Annotated in this window: 13 protein-coding genes; 5 read left to right on the top strand and 8 right to left on the bottom strand. The window is 40.3% G+C overall.

The window, feature by feature from the left end:
• Nucleotides 1-66: 66 nt before the first annotated feature.
• From ffh to hisF, 4 genes are all read right to left on the bottom strand, one after another.
• Nucleotides 67-1,494, bottom strand: a complete 1,428-nt coding sequence (ffh, locus tag AC2D3N_RS14055; protein WP_484691212.1) for a signal recognition particle protein — start codon at nucleotides 1,492-1,494, stop codon at nucleotides 67-69.
• 285 nt (nucleotides 1,495-1,779) lie between these two features.
• On the bottom strand, nucleotides 1,780-2,571 hold the full coding sequence (locus AC2D3N_RS14050) for a pentapeptide repeat-containing protein (protein ID WP_484691211.1): 792 nt from the start codon (nucleotides 2,569-2,571) through the stop codon (nucleotides 1,780-1,782).
• A gap of 81 nt (nucleotides 2,572-2,652) precedes the next feature.
• Nucleotides 2,653-3,828, bottom strand: coding sequence for a pentapeptide repeat-containing protein (locus AC2D3N_RS14045; protein WP_079681297.1), 1,176 nt, complete (start codon nucleotides 3,826-3,828; stop codon nucleotides 2,653-2,655).
• Between the two features lie 175 nt (nucleotides 3,829-4,003).
• Nucleotides 4,004-4,783, bottom strand: coding sequence for an imidazole glycerol phosphate synthase subunit HisF (gene hisF / locus AC2D3N_RS14040; RefSeq protein WP_484691210.1), 780 nt, complete (start codon nucleotides 4,781-4,783; stop codon nucleotides 4,004-4,006).
• Nucleotides 4,784-4,968: 185 nt separating this feature from the next.
• Here hisF and AC2D3N_RS14035 point away from each other — a divergent pair, with 185 nt between their 5' ends.
• Both AC2D3N_RS14035 and AC2D3N_RS14030 read left to right on the top strand, forming a co-directional pair.
• Nucleotides 4,969-6,570 (top strand): tetratricopeptide repeat-containing S1 family peptidase, encoded by a 1,602-nt coding sequence (locus AC2D3N_RS14035; RefSeq protein WP_484691209.1) that lies wholly within the window; start codon nucleotides 4,969-4,971, stop codon nucleotides 6,568-6,570.
• Between the two features lie 158 nt (nucleotides 6,571-6,728).
• Entirely contained in the window at nucleotides 6,729-7,142 is a 414-nt protein-coding gene (locus AC2D3N_RS14030) for a nuclear transport factor 2 family protein (RefSeq protein WP_079681295.1), read from the top strand.
• A 109-nt stretch (nucleotides 7,143-7,251) separates the two neighbouring features.
• On the opposite strand, the gene AC2D3N_RS14025 is transcribed toward AC2D3N_RS14030, so the two are convergent.
• The 4 genes from AC2D3N_RS14025 to AC2D3N_RS14010 form a co-directional block, all read right to left on the bottom strand.
• Nucleotides 7,252-8,211 (bottom strand): 3'(2'),5'-bisphosphate nucleotidase, encoded by a 960-nt coding sequence (locus AC2D3N_RS14025; protein ID WP_484691208.1) that lies wholly within the window; start codon nucleotides 8,209-8,211, stop codon nucleotides 7,252-7,254.
• 123 nt (nucleotides 8,212-8,334) lie between these two features.
• Nucleotides 8,335-8,880, bottom strand: coding sequence for a 16S rRNA (guanine(966)-N(2))-methyltransferase RsmD (gene rsmD / locus AC2D3N_RS14020; protein ID WP_079681285.1), 546 nt, complete (start codon nucleotides 8,878-8,880; stop codon nucleotides 8,335-8,337).
• Nucleotides 8,881-8,918: 38 nt separating this feature from the next.
• A complete protein-coding gene (gene hisH / locus AC2D3N_RS14015; RefSeq protein ID WP_079681284.1) occupies nucleotides 8,919-9,572 on the bottom strand; it encodes an imidazole glycerol phosphate synthase subunit HisH in 654 nt (217 codons plus the stop codon).
• Nucleotides 9,573-9,871: 299 nt separating this feature from the next.
• A complete protein-coding gene (locus AC2D3N_RS14010; protein WP_484691207.1) occupies nucleotides 9,872-15,610 on the bottom strand; it encodes an alpha-2-macroglobulin family protein in 5,739 nt (1,912 codons plus the stop codon).
• Nucleotides 15,611-15,886: 276 nt separating this feature from the next.
• Here AC2D3N_RS14010 and AC2D3N_RS14005 point away from each other — a divergent pair, with 276 nt between their 5' ends.
• The 3 genes from AC2D3N_RS14005 to psbM all read left to right on the top strand — a co-directional run bounded on the left by AC2D3N_RS14005 (nucleotide 15,887) and on the right by psbM (nucleotide 17,802).
• Nucleotides 15,887-16,474, top strand: a complete 588-nt coding sequence (locus AC2D3N_RS14005; protein ID WP_079681608.1) for a Uma2 family endonuclease — start codon at nucleotides 15,887-15,889, stop codon at nucleotides 16,472-16,474.
• Between the two features lie 46 nt (nucleotides 16,475-16,520).
• Nucleotides 16,521-17,108, top strand: coding sequence for a Uma2 family endonuclease (locus tag AC2D3N_RS14000; protein WP_484691206.1), 588 nt, complete (start codon nucleotides 16,521-16,523; stop codon nucleotides 17,106-17,108).
• 580 nt (nucleotides 17,109-17,688) lie between these two features.
• A complete protein-coding gene (gene psbM, locus AC2D3N_RS13995; RefSeq protein ID WP_079681281.1) occupies nucleotides 17,689-17,802 on the top strand; it encodes a photosystem II reaction center protein PsbM in 114 nt (37 codons plus the stop codon).
• Nucleotides 17,803-17,875: the final 73 nt, after the last annotated feature.

The following is a 17,875-nucleotide window of genomic DNA, read 5'->3' as shown; positions in this document are numbered from 1 at the left end:
TGAAATAGTCGGAGGCAGAGCCTCCGGTTGGCATTCCAAGGTAGAACCTTGGAACGAGGGGAGGGGTTAGAGTTGTCCGAAACCTTTTTTCTTTTTCTCTTTCTTTTTCTTGGCTTTAGCCGCCCCGGGATAACCGCCTCCCATGCCGGGCATTCCGGGCATACCCATCCCCGGCATCCCTCCCATTCCGGGCATCATTCCTTGACTCATTTGTTGCATCATCACCCGCATTTTCTGGAAGTCACTAACTAACTTCATCACATCTTTTTCAAGCATTCCTGAACCCTTAGCAATGCGTTTGCGACGGGAAGGAGAACTGGCTAATAAATCGGGGTTTTTGCGCTCATCAACGGTCATGGAATTAATCATCGCTTCTGAGCGTTTTAATTGCGCTTCTCCCTGGTCTAATTGGTCTTGGGAAATCTTATTCATCCCCGGAATTAACTTAATTAATCCTCCCAAAGATCCCATATTTTTCATCATCCGAGTTTGACGCAGGAAGTCGGTAAAATCAAATTTTGCCGTGACAATTTTTTCCTGCATTCTCTCGGCATCCGCCAAGTCGAATTCCTCTTGGGCTTTTTCAACTAAGGTTAAAATATCCCCCATGCCTAAAATTCGAGAGGCCACCCGGTCAGGATAAAAAGGTTGCAGCGCTTCGACTTTTTCCCCCACCCCGACAAATTTAATCGGTGCTCCCGATACCCGACGAATGGATAACGCCGCCCCGCCGCGACTATCCCCATCCATCTTAGTTAAAATTGCCCCAGTAATCCCAATTTGGTCGTTAAATGTGCGGGTTAAATTAGCGGCTTCTTGACCCGTCATGGCATCCACCACTAACAGAGTTTCATGGGGTTCAATGGTTTCTTTAATTTGGGCTAATTCCGCCATCATACTTTCGTCTATTTGCAGACGTCCGGCGGTGTCAATAATCACCGTATCAATATCTTGATTGCGGGCATATTCGACCCCTTGACGGGCAATTTCTACGGGGTCGGTATCGGTTCCCATTTCAAACACAGGAACGTTAATTTGTTTGCCTAATGTGATTAATTGATTAATGGCGGCGGGGCGATAAATGTCCGTTGCCACTAATAAGGCGGTGCGATTTTCCTTTCTTAAATGCAGGGCTAATTTTGCCGTGGCGGTGGTTTTTCCTGTCCCTTGCAACCCGGCCATTAATATAATGGTTGGGGCGGTGTCCGCTTGGGCGAGGGGAACGTTACTTTCCCCCATGACGTTGACCAATTCGTCATGGACGATTTTGACAAACTGTTCTCCGGGTCGCACACCAGACACGACGGCTGCTCCCTGGGCTTTTTCGCCGACTTCGGCGACAAACTCTTTAACCACTTGCAGGTTAACATCGGCTTCGAGTAGGGCGCGACGGACTTCCTTTAGGGCATCTTGAATATTAGACTCACTAATTTTATCCTGACCTCGGAGTTTCTTCCAAGTGGATTCAAAGCGTTCAGCAAGAGCATCAAACATAGCAATTTCTTTATGGAACAAATGGGCGTCAGTCTCTATAATAATATTGAAAGGGCCGCAATTGTGCTTCAATCCATTAATTTAATAGTATTATACAACTTGAATTAGTAGCTGTCATCTAATTGAACACTCTATTTTTTAGAAAAAAGAAGATAAATCCAACCTATAATTTTTGATGGGGATTTTAAAAAGTAATCATAATTATTTGAACCGATAAAAATATTTGTTGTTGCGCTTCAGCGCTCCATATTTGTAGAGTGCGCTGAAGCGCAACAACAATAAGGTTTAATCTCGTTTGATCTTTTCTATCTTTTCATCAAAAATTGCTCCTCTTTTGATTAAGTCTGCTTTCACGGTTTCTGAAATTCCCGCATCATGCCAAAGTCGAGCTTCTTTAACATTAGCTCCGGTAAAATCCACTCCGGCTAAATTGGTTAAAGCTAATCCTGCTTGATATAGGTCAGCATTTTTTAAACAAGCTCCCGTTAAATTGGCATCGCTTAAATTGCAGTTGCTTAAATTAGCTTCTTCCAAATTAACATGGCTTAAATTAGCTCCACTTAAATTCGCTAAAGCTAAACTTACCCGGTGCAAATCAGCACCGCTTAAATCCGTATCACTTAATAAGGCTCCACTTAAATCCGCCCCTCCTAAATTCACGTTTCTTAAATCAGCATTCGTTAAGTTAATATCGCTTAAATCCGCCCCTCGTAAATAGGCATTCGGCAGTTTGGCTCCGATTAAATCCAGTCCACTTAAGTTAGCTCCTAATAGTTTCGCTTGGGCAAAATCTTCTAAGGGATTTAAACCCGCAATTTCCGCTAATTCTAAAAAATTATCGGTTTTTGCGGATATAATAGCTTGAACTGTTGTTTGCAAATCAGAAAAATGACACCCTTGAGATGCTGCTTTTTGGGTTAACAATTGCAAATCTTCATGGTTATCATAATGGAGTGCCATTTCGTGAATATCAGCAGGTAAAGGTTGTTTTTGTAACCAAAGTACCAGTTTACGCTCCAACACCGCCAAGCGATTTGGGCTCAGATTATGGGGCCAAAGTCCTTCTACACCAGTCATAATAGTTTTAATGGTTTTGTTTATTAATATCATTAAACATCACAGAGGGTTAACCACTAACACCTAGGATGTTCTACTAACCTAATCTTTATTTTCCTTAAAAATTGCCCCTTGTTTGACTAACTCGGATTTAATTCGCTGGGAAATTCCTACTACCTCGGTAAAATCAACGTTTGTGACCTGGGCATTTTTAGTCTCGGCTTGGCTGAAATTAGCCCCTGTTAAGTTCACACCTTGAAATTTTACCCCGGTTAGGTCGGCATAGTTCAGATTGGCGTGGCTGAGGTTAGCTTGGGTCAAGTTGGCATAGGGTAAATAGGCACTTATTAAGTTAGCATGGCCTAAATTGGCATGACTCAGATTAGCCCTAGGCATTTTCGTCCTGACATCGGCTTCGCTGAGGTTAGCACCTGTTAAATCGGCATCGCGTAAATTAGCATTCGTTAAAATAGCATAACTGAGGTTAGCTTCTTTTAAAATGGCTCCGCTCAAATCCGCTAAGGTTAAATTAGCATAACTGAGGTTAGTTTTTTCTAAATTTGCCCCTCGTAAATCGGCGTAATTAAAATCAAGATGACTTAAATCCATACCCGCAAAGTCAAACAAAGGATCTAAGCCAATATTTTGGGCTTGCTGTAGAATATTGCCGGGATTTTCTATTAAAAACTCTCGAAAAATAGCTTGATGCTGTTGATGATAGGATTCAACTTCTTCCCATTGTTCTAATTGTTCATAAATTAACTTTAAATGGTTAAAAGCATTGCCTTGACTTGGATAATTTTTGTGGGTTTTTGCCAGGATTAATTGTTGTTGATAAGCCTCAATTGCCAGTTCAAATTGTTCTTGGGCGAGATAGATTTTTCCTAATACTGATAAGGCTTGTTCTTCCGTGTGGGGATCTAAAAATTGACGAGCGAGGGCTAACCGTTGGTTTTGGTATTCCAGGGCGTTAACATAGTCTCCTAAATTATAGGAAATATTGCTCAGATTAATTAAAGCATTCATTTCACCTTTGGGATCTTGAATTTCCCGAGAGATCTCTAAGTGTTGTTGATAGCAATTGATTGCCAATTCCGGGCTTAATAGAACTTCATGGACAGCCCCTAGATTCCCCCAGGCTGCGCCTTCGCGTTTGCGATCCTTTAGATTTCGGTAAGCGTGAAGGGCTGCTTGCCAAGATGCTAAAGCGGCTTGATATTCTGTATTTTGATAGTGTAAAATCCCTTGCTGAAATAACTCGTTGGCTTGATCTAACATCTAAATCGTTTATGTGATGAATTCTTTGATCCAGGTTAATCTAAATCCGTTAATTATGCAAGGGGTAATCTATTCTCCCTAACCCAGCTTTTTTCTGGGGATTTAGGGGGAATAGATAGGGGCAGTCATTAGGGGTTTTAGACTTTAGTTGCTTCTGATCAAGATGACTTCACCCCTACAAAATATCAGGATTCCTCACCGTGACTTGATGTTCCGCTAAATAGGTCTTAATTTCTGCCACACTTAATTGACCATAATGCAATAAGGAAGCTAATAAAGCGGCTTCAGCTTTCCCTTGGGTTAAGGCTTGATAAATATGCTCACAAGTCCCCGCGCCTCCCGATGCAATCACCGGAATTTCCACGGATTCGGCAATAGTTCGAGTTAATTCTAAATCATAGCCCGCCTGGGTTCCATCGGCATCCATACTGGTGATTAGAAGTTCTCCAGCGCCTCTTTTTGTAACTTCTTTCGCCCAGTTTAGGGCATCAATTCCCGTATTTTCCCGACCGCCTCGCACATAAACATCCCAACCCGGATTATCAGCATTTGTGCGCCTACGGGCATCAATTGCTACTACAATACATTGCACCCCAAAGCGATCGCTGGCTCGATTAATTAAGTCAGGATCACGCACGGCGGCGGAATTAATACTAACTTTATCTGCTCCGGCTCTTAATAAGTTTTTAATCATTTCTAAGTTTTGAATTCCGCCCCCCACCGTTAAGGGAATAAATACCTGTTCGGCGGTGCGATAAACCACATCAAAAATAATATCTCGGTCTTCGTGGGTGGCGGTGATATCCAGAAATACTAATTCATCCGCTCCGGCATCATTATAAGCCGCCGCTAATTCCACCGGATCACCAGCATCTTTTAAATCAACAAAATTAACCCCCTTTACCACTCGACCTGCTTTCACATCCAAACAAGGTAAAATTCGTTTTGCCAGCATAATAAATGTTCAAGATTAGGATACCAAAATCAAGGGGAACAATCCCTTTTTTAAGGTGATATTAATTATATAGCAGGGAATACGCAAATAGGGAATAGGTAATTAATCAGTGTTCCAAACCGGATTAATAAAAAACGGCTGGAAGAAAGAAGGAGTTATAAGTCACAACAAATTAGGAGGAAAAAATGAGCTTTCGATTCATCCGTTATCGGTTTTTTAAAATGGGTTTATTTATTATATTCGGTTTGATATTAACTTTGGGTTTCAATCCTCAAGTCATGGCATTAACCGCCGAGGAGATTAACCAAATCAGTCAGTCTATTACGGTGTTAATTGAAGGGTTAAATCCCGGGTCGGGAGTAATTATTGCTAAAAATCAGAATACTTATTATGTATTAACAGCAAATCATGTGGTTAAAACACCCGATGAATATACGGTAATTACCGTTGATGGTGAACAATATCCGATTAACTACAATCAGGTAATTAAATTACCAGGAATTGATTTAGCGATTATCCCTTTTACCAGTGATAAAATTTATGCTGTTGCTCGTCTAGCCGATTATAATTATGATAGCCAATCGGAATATATTTTTATTTCAGGATGGCCAGATTCTAAGTTGCCCATTGCCGATCGCAGACGAGTATTTGCCACGGGTTTATTAATCAGTGAAGCCGAAAAAAACTCCTTAATTAAAGAACCTTTTACCCGAGGATATGATTTATTCTATACTAATAGGACGCAGGTGGGAATGAGCGGATCTCCGATTTTAGATCGGGAGGGTCGAGTGATTGGAATTCATGGTCAATCGGAGGGACAAATTTTTAGTAATCCAGAATTGGGCTCGGTGTCTCGGGTGACATTAGGATATAGTGCTGGTATTCCCCTCCAAAAGTTTTTACAATCAGGAATAACCTTGAATTTAAACATTAGCAATCAACCTCCTAACCCCATGAATGCCCGGGAATTAAAATCGATTCATCAAGCCTTAAAACCCCCGGAATTTACAGGAGAATCAACTGCTTTAGATTGGTCAAATCGGGGGAACCAATTCTATCGATTAGAACAATGGCAAGAGGCTTTAAAAGCCTTTGATCAAGCTATAGCCATTCAATCTAATTTTCATCCTGCTTGGTATGGTAGGGGCAATAGTTTGGTACAGTTAAAACGTTATCAAGAAGCCGTTGAATCTTATTCTAGGACAATCCAACTTCAGCGTGATTTTTATTTAGCTTGGCGGGAAAAGGGCAAGGTTTTAATTAAACTAAAACAATATGAGGATGCTCTTTTAGCCTGGAATCAAATGTTAATCATTAAACCCGAGGATTATCAGATTTGGTATTTAAGGGGAAATTTATTGATGAATCAGTTAAAACAGCATCAAGAAGCAATTCAATCCTATAACCGGGCGATTAATTTAAAACCTGATTTTGTTCCGGCTTTGATTAATCGAGGAATAGCTTATTATCAAATTCAGGATTATCAAGAGGCGATTCTATCTTTTGATCAAGGGTTAAAACTCGATAATCAACAGGAAACTATTTGGCAATTACGGGGGGAAATATTAATGAAGTTACAACTCTATTCTCAAGCGTTAAGTTCTGTGGAAAAAGCGTTAAATTTAGCTGATCAAAATCCCCAACTCTGGATGTTAAAAGCTCAAATTTTAGCGCGGATGAAGCAATATCAAAATGCCAGAAATTCGGCATTAATGGCGTTAAAATTTAAACCGAGAGATCGAGAAATTATGGGTTTTATTCGTTCTTTAAGTCCACCCCGTCGTTAGTATAGAAATGGGCAACGACCCATCAACCTAACAATAGTAATATGAAATATAGTTATTAACGCCATAGATGATCCCCCCTAACCCCCCTTAAAAAGGGGGGAATTTGTAGAATATGTAGTATACATTTAGGGATTTCATATAACAAAGGAGAACGCTTCATGGAAACCAGACCCCCCTTACCGCCCTTTACCCTGGAAACCGCTAAAGCCAAAGTCCAAGCCGCTGAGGATGCTTGGAATACCTGTGATCCCGAACGAGTTGCATTAGCTTATACAGAGGATTCCGTTTGGCGAAATCGGGCGGAATTTTTTACGGGACGGGAAAAGATTCGAGAATTTCTCACTCGCAAGTGGAATACGGAACTAGATTATCGTTTGAAAAAAGAGTTATGGAGTTTCACCGATAACCGAATTTCTGTTAAATTTGAGTATGAATATCGTACGGATTCGGGTAAATGGTATCGCGCCTATGGGAATGAACAATGGGAATTTGCTCCTAATGGGTTAATGCAGCGACGGGAAGCCAGTATTAACGATTTACCGATTCAGGAATCCGAACGTAAATTCCGTTAAAAAGTTATGTGATTTAGTTCGATAGGGAGACCATTATATCAAAGGTTAAACCTCTGTAGAGATGTGCCATAGGAAGTATCTACAGAGGTTAAAAAAAATATCGACTAATTTATTGATTCAATACCGCTAAAACCGTATCATGAATAATCCCATTACTCACAATAATTCCCCGATTTTCTAACATCTTGGGATTAGAGGCAAAATCTAAAGGTTTACCCAACATATCACTTACCCGTCCCCCCGCTTCTTCTACTACAATTGCCCCCGCCGCATGATCCCAAATATTCTCCCGATAATCAGGGGTTTTAGGAGAAGGAAGTCGCAAATATAACGCCGCTTTTCCAGACGCCACCGCCCCATATTTTGCCTGGGAATCCATCTTAATAGCTGGCGCCACAATTCCCACCGCTTTTGCCACAGCATCCTGACGATCAATATCTCCGTGACTCGCTTCAATACTGCCGACAAATCGCAGATTTTCCATATCATTTTCAGCGACAACTTGAATCGGAATTTCTTCCCCGGTTGCCGGAATTAACATCGTTGATCCCTGTCCCCTAACCGCTACAAATAAGGCCCCAGATTGATGATTTTCCAACGGATAGGCTGGGCATCCCATCACCCCAACTTTCACCTCTCCATCCTCAATTAAAGCCAAAGCGATCGCATATTGATCCTGTCTTAAAAAGCCCTTTGTCCCATCAATGGGGTCTAATGTCCAAAACCTTTTTTCAACTTTTCCATTCCCTTGATTAATCCAGTTTATAATCTGTTCTGAAGTGGCATCGGGAATAATTTCTTGGACATATTCAGTGATTTTTGCTAGGTTTTCCGCCTTTTCTGGGGTTTGTAATTCCGTGGCATCTTCTTCCCCGACTACCGGATCATTGGGGAATGCTTCTGCTAAAGCTTTACAAATAATTGCTTGAGATCCATAATCAGCTACCGTCACCGGGCTTTTATCAATTTTTTCCATAGCTTGCGGAATATTTTGGCGCACTCTTTCACACAGTTTCCAGGCGCTTAATGTGGCTGCAATGGCAATTTCTTTTTCTTTTTCGTAGGACATAAAAACTCCGATAGTGGGTAATGGGTAATGGGTAATAGTAAACAATTATCAGACTGATAAATGCTTGTAGGGGCGGGTTTATCCAGATTTAGGTGATTCACAAAAATTGAACATAACCCGCCCCTACAAATGATTACTATAAAATGTTAAAGCACAATTGCCATAGGTTTTTTCTCGACAAATTTCTAGGTCTATAATCGGTTGAATTTGCCAACGATGGGGATGGTGTTCTACGGCAATTTCTCCTTGCTCAGATAGGAGTTGATATTGAGATATTGCCTCTAATACAGGTTGATAAAGATTGCTATTATAGGGCGGATCGAAATAAATACAATCAAATTTTTGCCCGGATAAGGTCTTTAACTTTCCTAAAATATCTCCTCTAATTACTTGAATTGTTTGGGAAGAATCCGCCATTGTTTGCCAATTTTCTTGGATCACTTTACAGGCTTTTCCGTGTTGTTCAATCCCGATCACAACCGCCGCCCCTCGACATAATGCCTCTGCCCCCATTGACCCACTACCCGTACATAAATCTAACCAGCGACAGCCTTTTATTTTACCCTGCCAAATATTAAAAACCGCTTCCCTGACCCTAGCTAATGTGGGTCTAGTTTCTTCTCCAGGTAAGGTTTTAATTAAGCGGTTTCCATAGATTCTTAAACTCAAAAATTTATTCCTCCAATTAATAACAAATCCAGTTTATCTTATACAGAAACAGGGCTTAACGTTTGAGGTTTACCTTGAACTAATTCCACAAAATTATCCAATATTTTGAGTCCAGCATTTGATGATTTTTCCGGGTGAAATTGTACCGCCATCACGTTATCTTTAGCGATCGCAGCCGTAATAATTTGACTTCCATGTTGAATCGTCGCGGCGGTCAAATTACTATCAGTTGGATGAACATAATAGGAATGCACAAAATAGACCCAAGGTTGGGAACCAATAGTTTTCCATAAAGGTAAATTAGGTTGAGTTAAAGATAGTTGATTCCAACCAATATGGGGTATCGTTAACCCCGGTTCTGACTGAAAACGGCGCACGGTTCCAGGGAATATTCCTAAGCCTTTTTCTTGACCTTCTTCTGAAGATTCAAACAGAATTTGTAGCCCTAAACAAATGCCTAAAAAGGGAACACCGGAAGCAATGACATCTTGAATGGGTTCGACTAAATTTCGCGATCGCAAATGTTGCATAGCGGGGTCAAAGGAACCCACCCCAGGTAATACAACCGCATCAGCATTTTTAATCACTGTAGCGGAGTCAGTCACTTGAGGTTTTATCCCGGCTTTTTCTAAACCTTTGCAAACCGAGTGTAAGTTACCCATATCATAGTCAATTACCGCGATCGCAGACATTGATTTTATTCCTTATCCTGTGGGTTGAAATTATTCTGATTTTACCATTTTTTCTGCTTTATTAAAATTTTTTTTTGTAAGATGATCCCCCCTAACCCCCCTTAAAAAAGGAGGAAATGGATTTCAAAGTCCCCCTTAATAACCGGGATTTAGGGGGATCTTAGTCCCTTACAAAAGGGGGAAAATGGATTTAAAAGTCCCTTTTATTAAGGGGGATTTAGGGGGATCTTAGTCCATTAAAAAGGGGGGAAACGGATTTAAAAGTCCCCCTTATTAAGGGGGATTTAGGGGGATCTCAACTAAGGTTTAGAAACCAATAAAGTTGTCGATGCACTGCGACCAAATTGTTCGGGAGTATGTTGTAATTTCGCTTCCGCACCCGGCCATAAATATTCCCCAGGAGTAACAGAACGAACTAAATAATGCAGTTGATAAATTCCCGGTTCTAAGCGATCGCTATAGGCAGTAATTCGGTCATTATGAACCGTTTGATAATTAATTTGCCAACTACTTTCTTGCGCTTGTACTGCCAAATTACTGGTTTTAAAACTAGCATCAATGGCTTCAAATCCGGCAGGAAGGGGGTCAGTAATCATGACTTGATTAATAGGATGATCGGTAATAATATCTAAACCGATATCAAACACTTGTCCTGGTGATACCTTGAGTAGATCTTTCGGGGAATTTAAGTCAATTGTTTTTAGGACTTTATCCTCATTTGCTGGGCGAATTGTGCGAGTAATTCTTAACCCATTTAAACGTCCGGGTTGATTTCCTTCTAAACGATATCGATAGGCGACCCAATAATTTAATTTACCCTGATTTGACGGTTCTAAAATTAAATCATTTTTGCCTTTGGGTAATTCTGACATAGGTAGATTCAAACTAAAATTAGAATCTTTATACCCTTTGAATTGAGTTTCTCCTAATGTTTGATCTGCTAAAGTAATCGCCACATTAAAGTTAGGGGGTGTCGCTTCAGTTTGACTGTAGGCAGTTAAAGCGGTTAACGCCTGGGCATTATCATAACTGCCCCCCCAAGTTCCATCTCGACGCAGATTTAATAAACTTTCCACCAACTTATCAACGGTGGCAGATTGGGGATTTTCTGTTAACAATAAACGTAACCCTTGGGATTGAATTGCGGTATCAGAATGTAACCAACTATAGCCTTGAGGTAAGTTCAGTGTTGCCGTTCTTCCTGTGACATAAATCTGTTTTTGCACTTGCTCAAATAGAGTATCATACTCCTGTTTCCATTGAGGAAATTGAGATAAATAGCGTACCAGTTTAATCTGAGTCACGGGATCAAATTGATCAAAATTTTGCAGAATATCATCTAAGAAATCACTGCGTTTTTCTCCCAGTGCGTCTAAAGCTATTAAAGCATTTAAGCGGATTTGATTTTTGCACACTTCATCGCTACAAAAATCATATTTTAAGGGATCATTTACACCTTGAGTTAAATAGGTTTTGAGAGAATTAATCAACTCAGAATTAACCGAAAATCCCGCAGTTTGAGCTTGAGCTAAAGCGTCTCCGGTATAGGCGGAAAGGAAAGGACTAGAGAATCTTGAACCCGGATAGGCTGAAATTCCACCATCTTCTTGTTGCAATTTTTTGATATCAGCTAAAGCCGTTTTAGCCCGTTCGGGTAACTGCAAATTACTGAAATTTTGATTGTATTTTTTACTCAAAATTTGCAGATTAGCAGCAATGATTAATTCACTAACAGCAGGTTCGAGAAACGGCCATTTTTCTCGATTAAAGACCTGTTGAGCAGAAGCGGTCAGTTGAGGAATTAGGGTACTGGCTAAATTAATTTCTAATCCTCCGAAATCAGGAACAACTTTTTTACTGATATTTAGGGGAATTGTTACGGAATTGGTTGTCCGTCCTGACTCAATCACCTGTTCAGTAACGTTAAAAGTTTTAACCGTTAAAGGCACTTCAAAGCCATCGGATTTACCGTTAAATTCCGTGGTAAATTGAACTTGAGACTCCCCTGCTTTTTGAACTAAAATCGGAAAGCGATAGGCATTAGTTCCGGCTTCTGCGTTAGTTTTTAAGGTTTGTTGATTAGCGTTTCCAGGGGAAAATTGAATCCCTCCATTGACAGTTCCCGTAATATTTAATTTGCCTTTTTCTCCGGTTAAATTTGTAATTGATAATCCGGCTAAAATCCGATCACCAGGACGAGCAAATTGGGGTAAAATTGGGTTAGATATTAATGCTTGAGTAGTCATAAATGTAGTTTCAGCCGACCCAAATTTTTGGTTTCCATCCGTTGCCACTACCATCACTCGCCAGGTCGTTAAATCATCAGGAAGTTTGAAATTAACTGTGGCTTTTCCTTGATTATTGGTAATAATTGAACCTCGATAAAAAGCTAAGGCTTGAAAATTTTTACGAATTCTCGGATTAGCTGTCGCCGTTGATAAACCGCCTCCATAACCCCAACCTTTTTCTAAAGCAGAGGCTAATTGATTTAAAATAACCGCCGGACGATTATCACTAAATCGCGTGGAAATTGGTTGTTCTGCATAGACCGTTTCTACTAAATTTGGAGGTCGATAATTATTGAGTTGTAAAACTGAATCATTCACCACCATCACGATAAATTGTCCCCGCAGAGGTTGATTTTTACTATCAGTTAAAGTCAGGTCTAAGGTTTGTTGAGAACCGGGTTCTAGTTTGGCTTGTTGGGGACTAACTTGCACTTGCAAATATTGATCTTCTAGGTTGATTTTAAAGGGCGTAAATCCAATTTTAGCTAAGTTTTCTAAACTCCCAGGTTCCAGTTCAGAAATCGGTTTTCCTTGTCGCACTAATACCGCTTCAACCGCCGCATTAGGTAGCATTTCTGGGGTAACTTGAAACTGAATTTCTGGCGCGCCTCCTTTAACTTGAATCACCTTTTCATAAAGCGGTTTATCCCGCACTACGGCAAAATATAATTCTCCTTCGGGATAGGGAGATTGAATTAAAGCGGTTGCAGTTTCCCCTGGTTTATAGGTGGTTTTATTCAGTTTAATTGTTAATTGATCTTCCTCTCCTCCCCAATAGACTAATTCATTACCTGTGACCCAAATTTGTAAATCCGTGGCGGTAATTTCATTATTTCCATCGCTAAAATTAGCTCGAATTCGATAGGAACCGGACTCTGGAGCAGTTAAATTAATTGTTTGTTCCTTCTGACCTGACTTAATATCAACTTGAGCAACAGTTTGATATTGAATTTGATTTTTATTGGTTTGTGCCCCTTCAACAACTCGCGTCACTTGGCTATAATCCATTTTTTGCAGTTGCAAATTTACCCCAATATTTTCTAGGGGTTTTCCTTGAATATCGGTGACAATCATCTCAATGGGAAACGCCTTACCCGCTTCGGCAATAAATGGCGTTTTCAACCCAATAAAACGGTCACTGGGAAGGGCGGTAAAGGACTCATAATTGGTAACGGATAAGTTAGAAATATCAGTCACTTCCACATCGACTCGATAGGTCATGGGATAGGGTAAATCCTTATCTACGGCAATAGTTTTGCTCCCCTGACCTTGGGAATCTAAAACTTGATTTTCCTGTAATACACTATCAGAAACATTGGGTTTTTCTTCCGGCCAAAACCATTGACGACCAAAGGAATAATTTTCCCATTCTTTCGGGACAAAATCCGTTGCATTTCGAGTAACATAATATTTAGCAGCACCGTCGGCTACGGGAGCACCAAATAGATATTCACTCTGGGCTTTTGCGGTAATTTTATCTCCAATTTGGGCAAATTTTTGATCTAAATTCAGGGCAACTTTAAAATTAGGGGGTTTAAATTCAGCTACGCGGAATTCCCCTAAAAGTTCCACCCCGTTATTGTCTTTTGCCCGAATAATATAATTTCCTAAAGGTTGGTTTTCTTCTAAGGAAAATTCTACAGAAAATGTAGCAAATTCATTGGTTTGATACTCACCTAACTCTTTCTTTTGTTTTTTGGGATTTTCTAAGGTAACTTGATAGGTTTGATTTTTATGGGGTTTTAATGTGCCATTTTCTAGGGAATAGGCGACACCTGTTAAAGCAACTTTTTCACCGGATTGATACAGTTGACGGTCTGAAAAAATCACGCCCCGGGATAGGGTTTGTTTATCTTCCCAATTGGCTTCAATTCCATATCCATATTTTCCACTATAGGATAAAGTGCGGGTAAAAGCCCAATCTTTACCTTCTTTGGCAATCACTAATAATTCCGGTGCTTGGGCAAACCTTTCCCCTTGCATACAGGATTTTAACTGTTGAGAATTTAAGGATAATATACCTTGATTATCGGTAATTCCCGTTGCACATTTTTGAGGTTTAGGATAGGATTTGGCATCGAGTTTAGAGGAATAAATTTCAACGGTTGCTCCTGCGACAACGGAGCCATTATCTAAGTGATTAACCCGCACCATTCCTGACTCTGGAAACCATTGGGCAAATACTCCTAAATTAGTTAATTGTACCAGTCCATAAAATTCTGGCTCACTCCATTTTTGTTCACCTTCTCGTTGATAACGGGTGGTTTTTGCCCTGACTCCGTAGGCTAACATTCCCGTATTTCCCCCTAATTTTTCTCTTAAATTAATTGAGGTTTCTTGAACGTTATTTTTCGGGGTAGGAACCGGAAAAGTTGCCCATTTTTTCTTGGGAAGTAATAGATTTTTTCCCTTATCTCTCAGGTCAGCTGTATTGGTATAAACTAAATCCGTGGGTTGCACAACTTGATAAGTAGCCTGATATTTTGATTCGGGTAAATTTAAGGTGGAAATATTCAGTTCTAAATTTTGTTGAGAGGGGAAAATATTTAATCCCGAAGGCACAGAAATATCTGGGGTTAAATCTCCGGTTTTATAACTAACAGTAACGGGTTTTCCTAATTTCTGGTTAAATTTATCTTCGACTTCTGCACCAATCGTAATGGTATAATTGGTTTGGGGTTCTAAAGCCCAAGGATTGATGGTTACCCGCTCATAATCATTATAGGCTTGAATGACTTCAATATCGGGCTTGGGTGCGGGTTTAATAGTAATATTTTTTAGGGCTGATTCGGCAATAATTCCATTATTAAATTCCAGTTGAGGATTGCCCGTAATAAACCGCCCTGATGTTCCTTCTTCTGAAGCTTTGCCCTGAAGTTCTAAATTAACAAATTTTAAAGTATCATAGGTTTTAATTGGGCTAGAAATCTCAACTTGGGTTTCTAAATTTCCTTGAACTGGACGTAACCCTGGTGTGATTTTAAATTGATATTTAGTAGCGGTTTGTAATGGTTGTTTAGCAGTAACAATATATTCTGGATTTTGAGTTACTGAATTGAATCTTTTTAAAGGTTCAATGGGGGTTTTATTTTCTTCTGGTTGGGCAATTTTAACCTCAACAGGAACAACTTGATTGTTTTTTTGAGAAATTAGTTGTAAGTGTTCTTTTAAAGAGGTTAAATCTAATTCTACGTTGGAATTAAATTTGAGTTCAGGATTCAATCCTATGGGATTTTCTGGAGAACCGGGTTGTTCTTCACTTCCGGGTAAATTAGATAATTTAATTGGTTCGGTGGCAAATGTCCAGGCGATATCCTGGTCTAATTGATTTTTGTTTAAATCGGCTAATCCTTTTTTTATAGTAACTTGTAAACGAGTGGCTAAGGGTAAGGATTTATCGGCTTGAAATCCGATCATTCTAGGAGTTAAAAATCGAAACTCACCAGGTATTTTGGGGCTGATTTCAAAGTTATTCAGGAGTTTTTTTTGTCCTGAACTATCTAAACTTTCTAGGGGAATTAAAGGGTTTTTAAAAATAACATGAATTTGACTTAATTCTGGGCTCTCACCCAGGGGATTAATTGTTTCAATCCATTCTGGAAGTTGCGGTTTGGGTAAGTCGGCAATCATCGGGATGACTTCGCTAACGGGGGAATTACTGATAATTCGGCATCCCACCAAGGTTAATATAAACAGAAAAACGAAGACAAACCGCTTGCGAATTAAGCGAAATCGGCTAGAATTTATCATCGGATTCAGTTATGATAGTTTCTTATGTAATAACAGATATTTTAATCAAAATCCCAGAATATTCCAGAAGATTTAATTTTAGTTTATGTTTGAGCTTCAAAAATGGGAAAAAACCTCAATTTATGATCGATTTTGTTACAAAAATTAACCTTAACTAGAGATGAGTTTGTTCATCATGACAGTTGATTTTGATATTCTCTATTATATAATGGGGGAATAGGGAATGGGCAATGGGCAATAGCTTTTAGAAAAATAGGAAATTTAGAACAAATGATTATGGAAACCAATATTCTGACCTTACCCCCAATTTTAAAATTGAAACTTGATTTAACCTCGGAACAATTTTGGCAATTGTGTCAAGAAAATAACGATTTTCGATTTGAACGCACGAACTCAGGAGAGTTAATTATTATGCCACCAACTGGAGGAAATACAGGGAAACGGAATGCTGATTTAATTTTTCAACTTTTAGTCTGGAAACGTCAGAATAATTTAGGTGAAGTTTTTGATTCTAATACGGGTTTTACCCTGCCAAATGGCGCTGACCGCGCTCCTGATGCGTCCTGGGTAAGTCAAGAACGTTGGGAATCTTTAACACCCGAACAACAGGACAAATTTGTACCTTTGTGTCCTGATTTTGTGGTGGAATTAATGTCTCCAAGTGATAGTTTAGAAAAAACTCGTCAAAAAATGCAAGAATATCAGGAGAATGGGGCAAAGTTAGGCTGGTTAATTAATCGTAAACAGCAACAAATAGAAGTTTATCGTTTGCATCAAGATGTTGAAATATTGGAACATCCTAACCAAATTTCAGGTGAGGATATTTTACCAGGTTTTGTATTAGATTTAACTTCGATTTGGTAGGCTATTAAGTATTTAATCCCCATTCCATTCAAAAACCCAAATGATTATGGAAACCAATATTCTGACCTTACCCCCAATTTTAAAATTGAAACTTGATTTAACCTCGGAACAATTTTGGCAATTGTGTCAGGAAAATAATGATTTTCAATTTGAACGCACGAACTCAGGAGAGTTAATTATTATGCCACCAACGGGAGGAAATACAGGGAAACGGAATGTTAAAATTACCACTCAACTTGATTTATGGAACTCAAAAACCCGTTTAGGTGAAGTTTTTGATTCTAATACGGGTTTTACCCTGCCGAATGGTGCTGACCGCGCTCCTGATGCGTCCTGGGTAAGTCGAGAACGTTGGGAATCTTTAACACCCGAACAACAGGATAAATTTGTACCTTTGTGTCCTGATTTTGTGGTGGAATTAATGTCTCCAAGTGATAGTTTAGAAAAAACTCGTCAAAAAATGCAAGAATATCAGGAGAATGGGGCAAAGTTAGGCTGGTTAATTAATCGTAAACAGCAACAAATAGAAGTTTATCGTTTACATCAAGATGTTGAAATATTGGAACATCCTAACCAAATTTCAGGCGAGGATATTTTACCAGGTTTTGTATTGGATTTAACTTCGATTTGGTAAGCTGCTAAGTATTTAAACTGGGAAGGGGGAGCAGGGGAGGCAGGGGAGGCAGGGGAAGCAGGGGAGGTAGGGGAGGCAGGGGGAGCAGGGGAGGCAGGGGAAGCGGGGGGAGCGGGGGAAGCGGGGGGAGCAGGGGGAGCAGGGGAGGTAGGGGGAGCAGGGGGAGCAGGGGGAGCAGGGGAGGCAGGGGAGGCAGGGGGAGCAGGGGGAGCAGGGGAGGCAGGGGGAGCAGGGGGAGCAGGGGAGGTAGGGGGAGCAGGGGAGGTAGGGGGAGCAGGGGAGGCAGGGGGAGCAGGGGGAGCAGGGGGAGCAGGGGAGGTAGGGGGAGCAGGGGAGGCAGGGGGAGCAGGGGAGGTAGGGGGAGCAGGGGAGGCAGGGGGAGCAGGGGAGGTAGGGGGAGCAGGGGAGGCAGGGGAGGCAGGGGGAGCAGGGGAGGCAGGGGGAGCAGGGGAAGGAAGTAAACTCTTTTTGTAATTACCCATTACCTATTACCCGCTATAAAATCAATCTATTCAAAAACGTCAATTAATGATACCCTAGGGGTATTTGAATTTCCCATTTAAGTTAAGGTAGGGCAATTATGCAAGTTAATGATTTAGGATTTGTTGCCAGCATTTTGTTTGTGGCAGTTCCTGCGGTTTTTCTGTTGATTCTGTATATTCAAACCCAAAGTCGGGATGGTAAAGAAGGTTAATACCATTTTTTCCTGAATTTTGATTGAATTTTAATTCAAAAAAAGCGCCACAGTAACAGTCTGATGGCGCTTT

The organism is Planktothrix sp. PLAVEN19ND (assembly GCF_057220675.1).
This window is presented reverse-complemented; position numbering and strand designations above follow the sequence as displayed.

Excerpts from the sequence above, each read along its gene's own strand:
- ffh (WP_484691212.1), bottom strand. The coding sequence starts at position 1,494 with ATGTTTGATGCTCTTGCTGAACGCTTTGAATCCACTTGGAAGAAACTC.
- AC2D3N_RS14035 (WP_484691209.1), top strand. The coding sequence starts at position 4,969 with ATGAGCTTTCGATTCATCCGTTATCGGTTTTTTAAAATGGGTTTATTT.
- AC2D3N_RS14050 (WP_484691211.1), bottom strand. The coding sequence starts at position 2,571 with ATGACTGGTGTAGAAGGACTTTGGCCCCATAATCTGAGCCCAAATCGC.
- AC2D3N_RS14030 (WP_079681295.1), top strand. The coding sequence starts at position 6,729 with ATGGAAACCAGACCCCCCTTACCGCCCTTTACCCTGGAAACCGCTAAA.
- AC2D3N_RS14010 (WP_484691207.1), bottom strand. The coding sequence starts at position 15,610 with ATGATAAATTCTAGCCGATTTCGCTTAATTCGCAAGCGGTTTGTCTTC.
- AC2D3N_RS14025 (WP_484691208.1), bottom strand. The coding sequence starts at position 8,211 with ATGTCCTACGAAAAAGAAAAAGAAATTGCCATTGCAGCCACATTAAGC.
- AC2D3N_RS14005 (WP_079681608.1), top strand. The coding sequence starts at position 15,887 with ATGGAAACCAATATTCTGACCTTACCCCCAATTTTAAAATTGAAACTT.
- AC2D3N_RS14000 (WP_484691206.1), top strand. The coding sequence starts at position 16,521 with ATGGAAACCAATATTCTGACCTTACCCCCAATTTTAAAATTGAAACTT.
- hisF (WP_484691210.1), bottom strand. The coding sequence starts at position 4,783 with ATGCTGGCAAAACGAATTTTACCTTGTTTGGATGTGAAAGCAGGTCGA.
- AC2D3N_RS14045 (WP_079681297.1), bottom strand. The coding sequence starts at position 3,828 with ATGTTAGATCAAGCCAACGAGTTATTTCAGCAAGGGATTTTACACTAT.
- psbM (WP_079681281.1), top strand. The coding sequence starts at position 17,689 with ATGCAAGTTAATGATTTAGGATTTGTTGCCAGCATTTTGTTTGTGGCA.
- hisH (WP_079681284.1), bottom strand. The coding sequence starts at position 9,572 with ATGTCTGCGATCGCGGTAATTGACTATGATATGGGTAACTTACACTCG.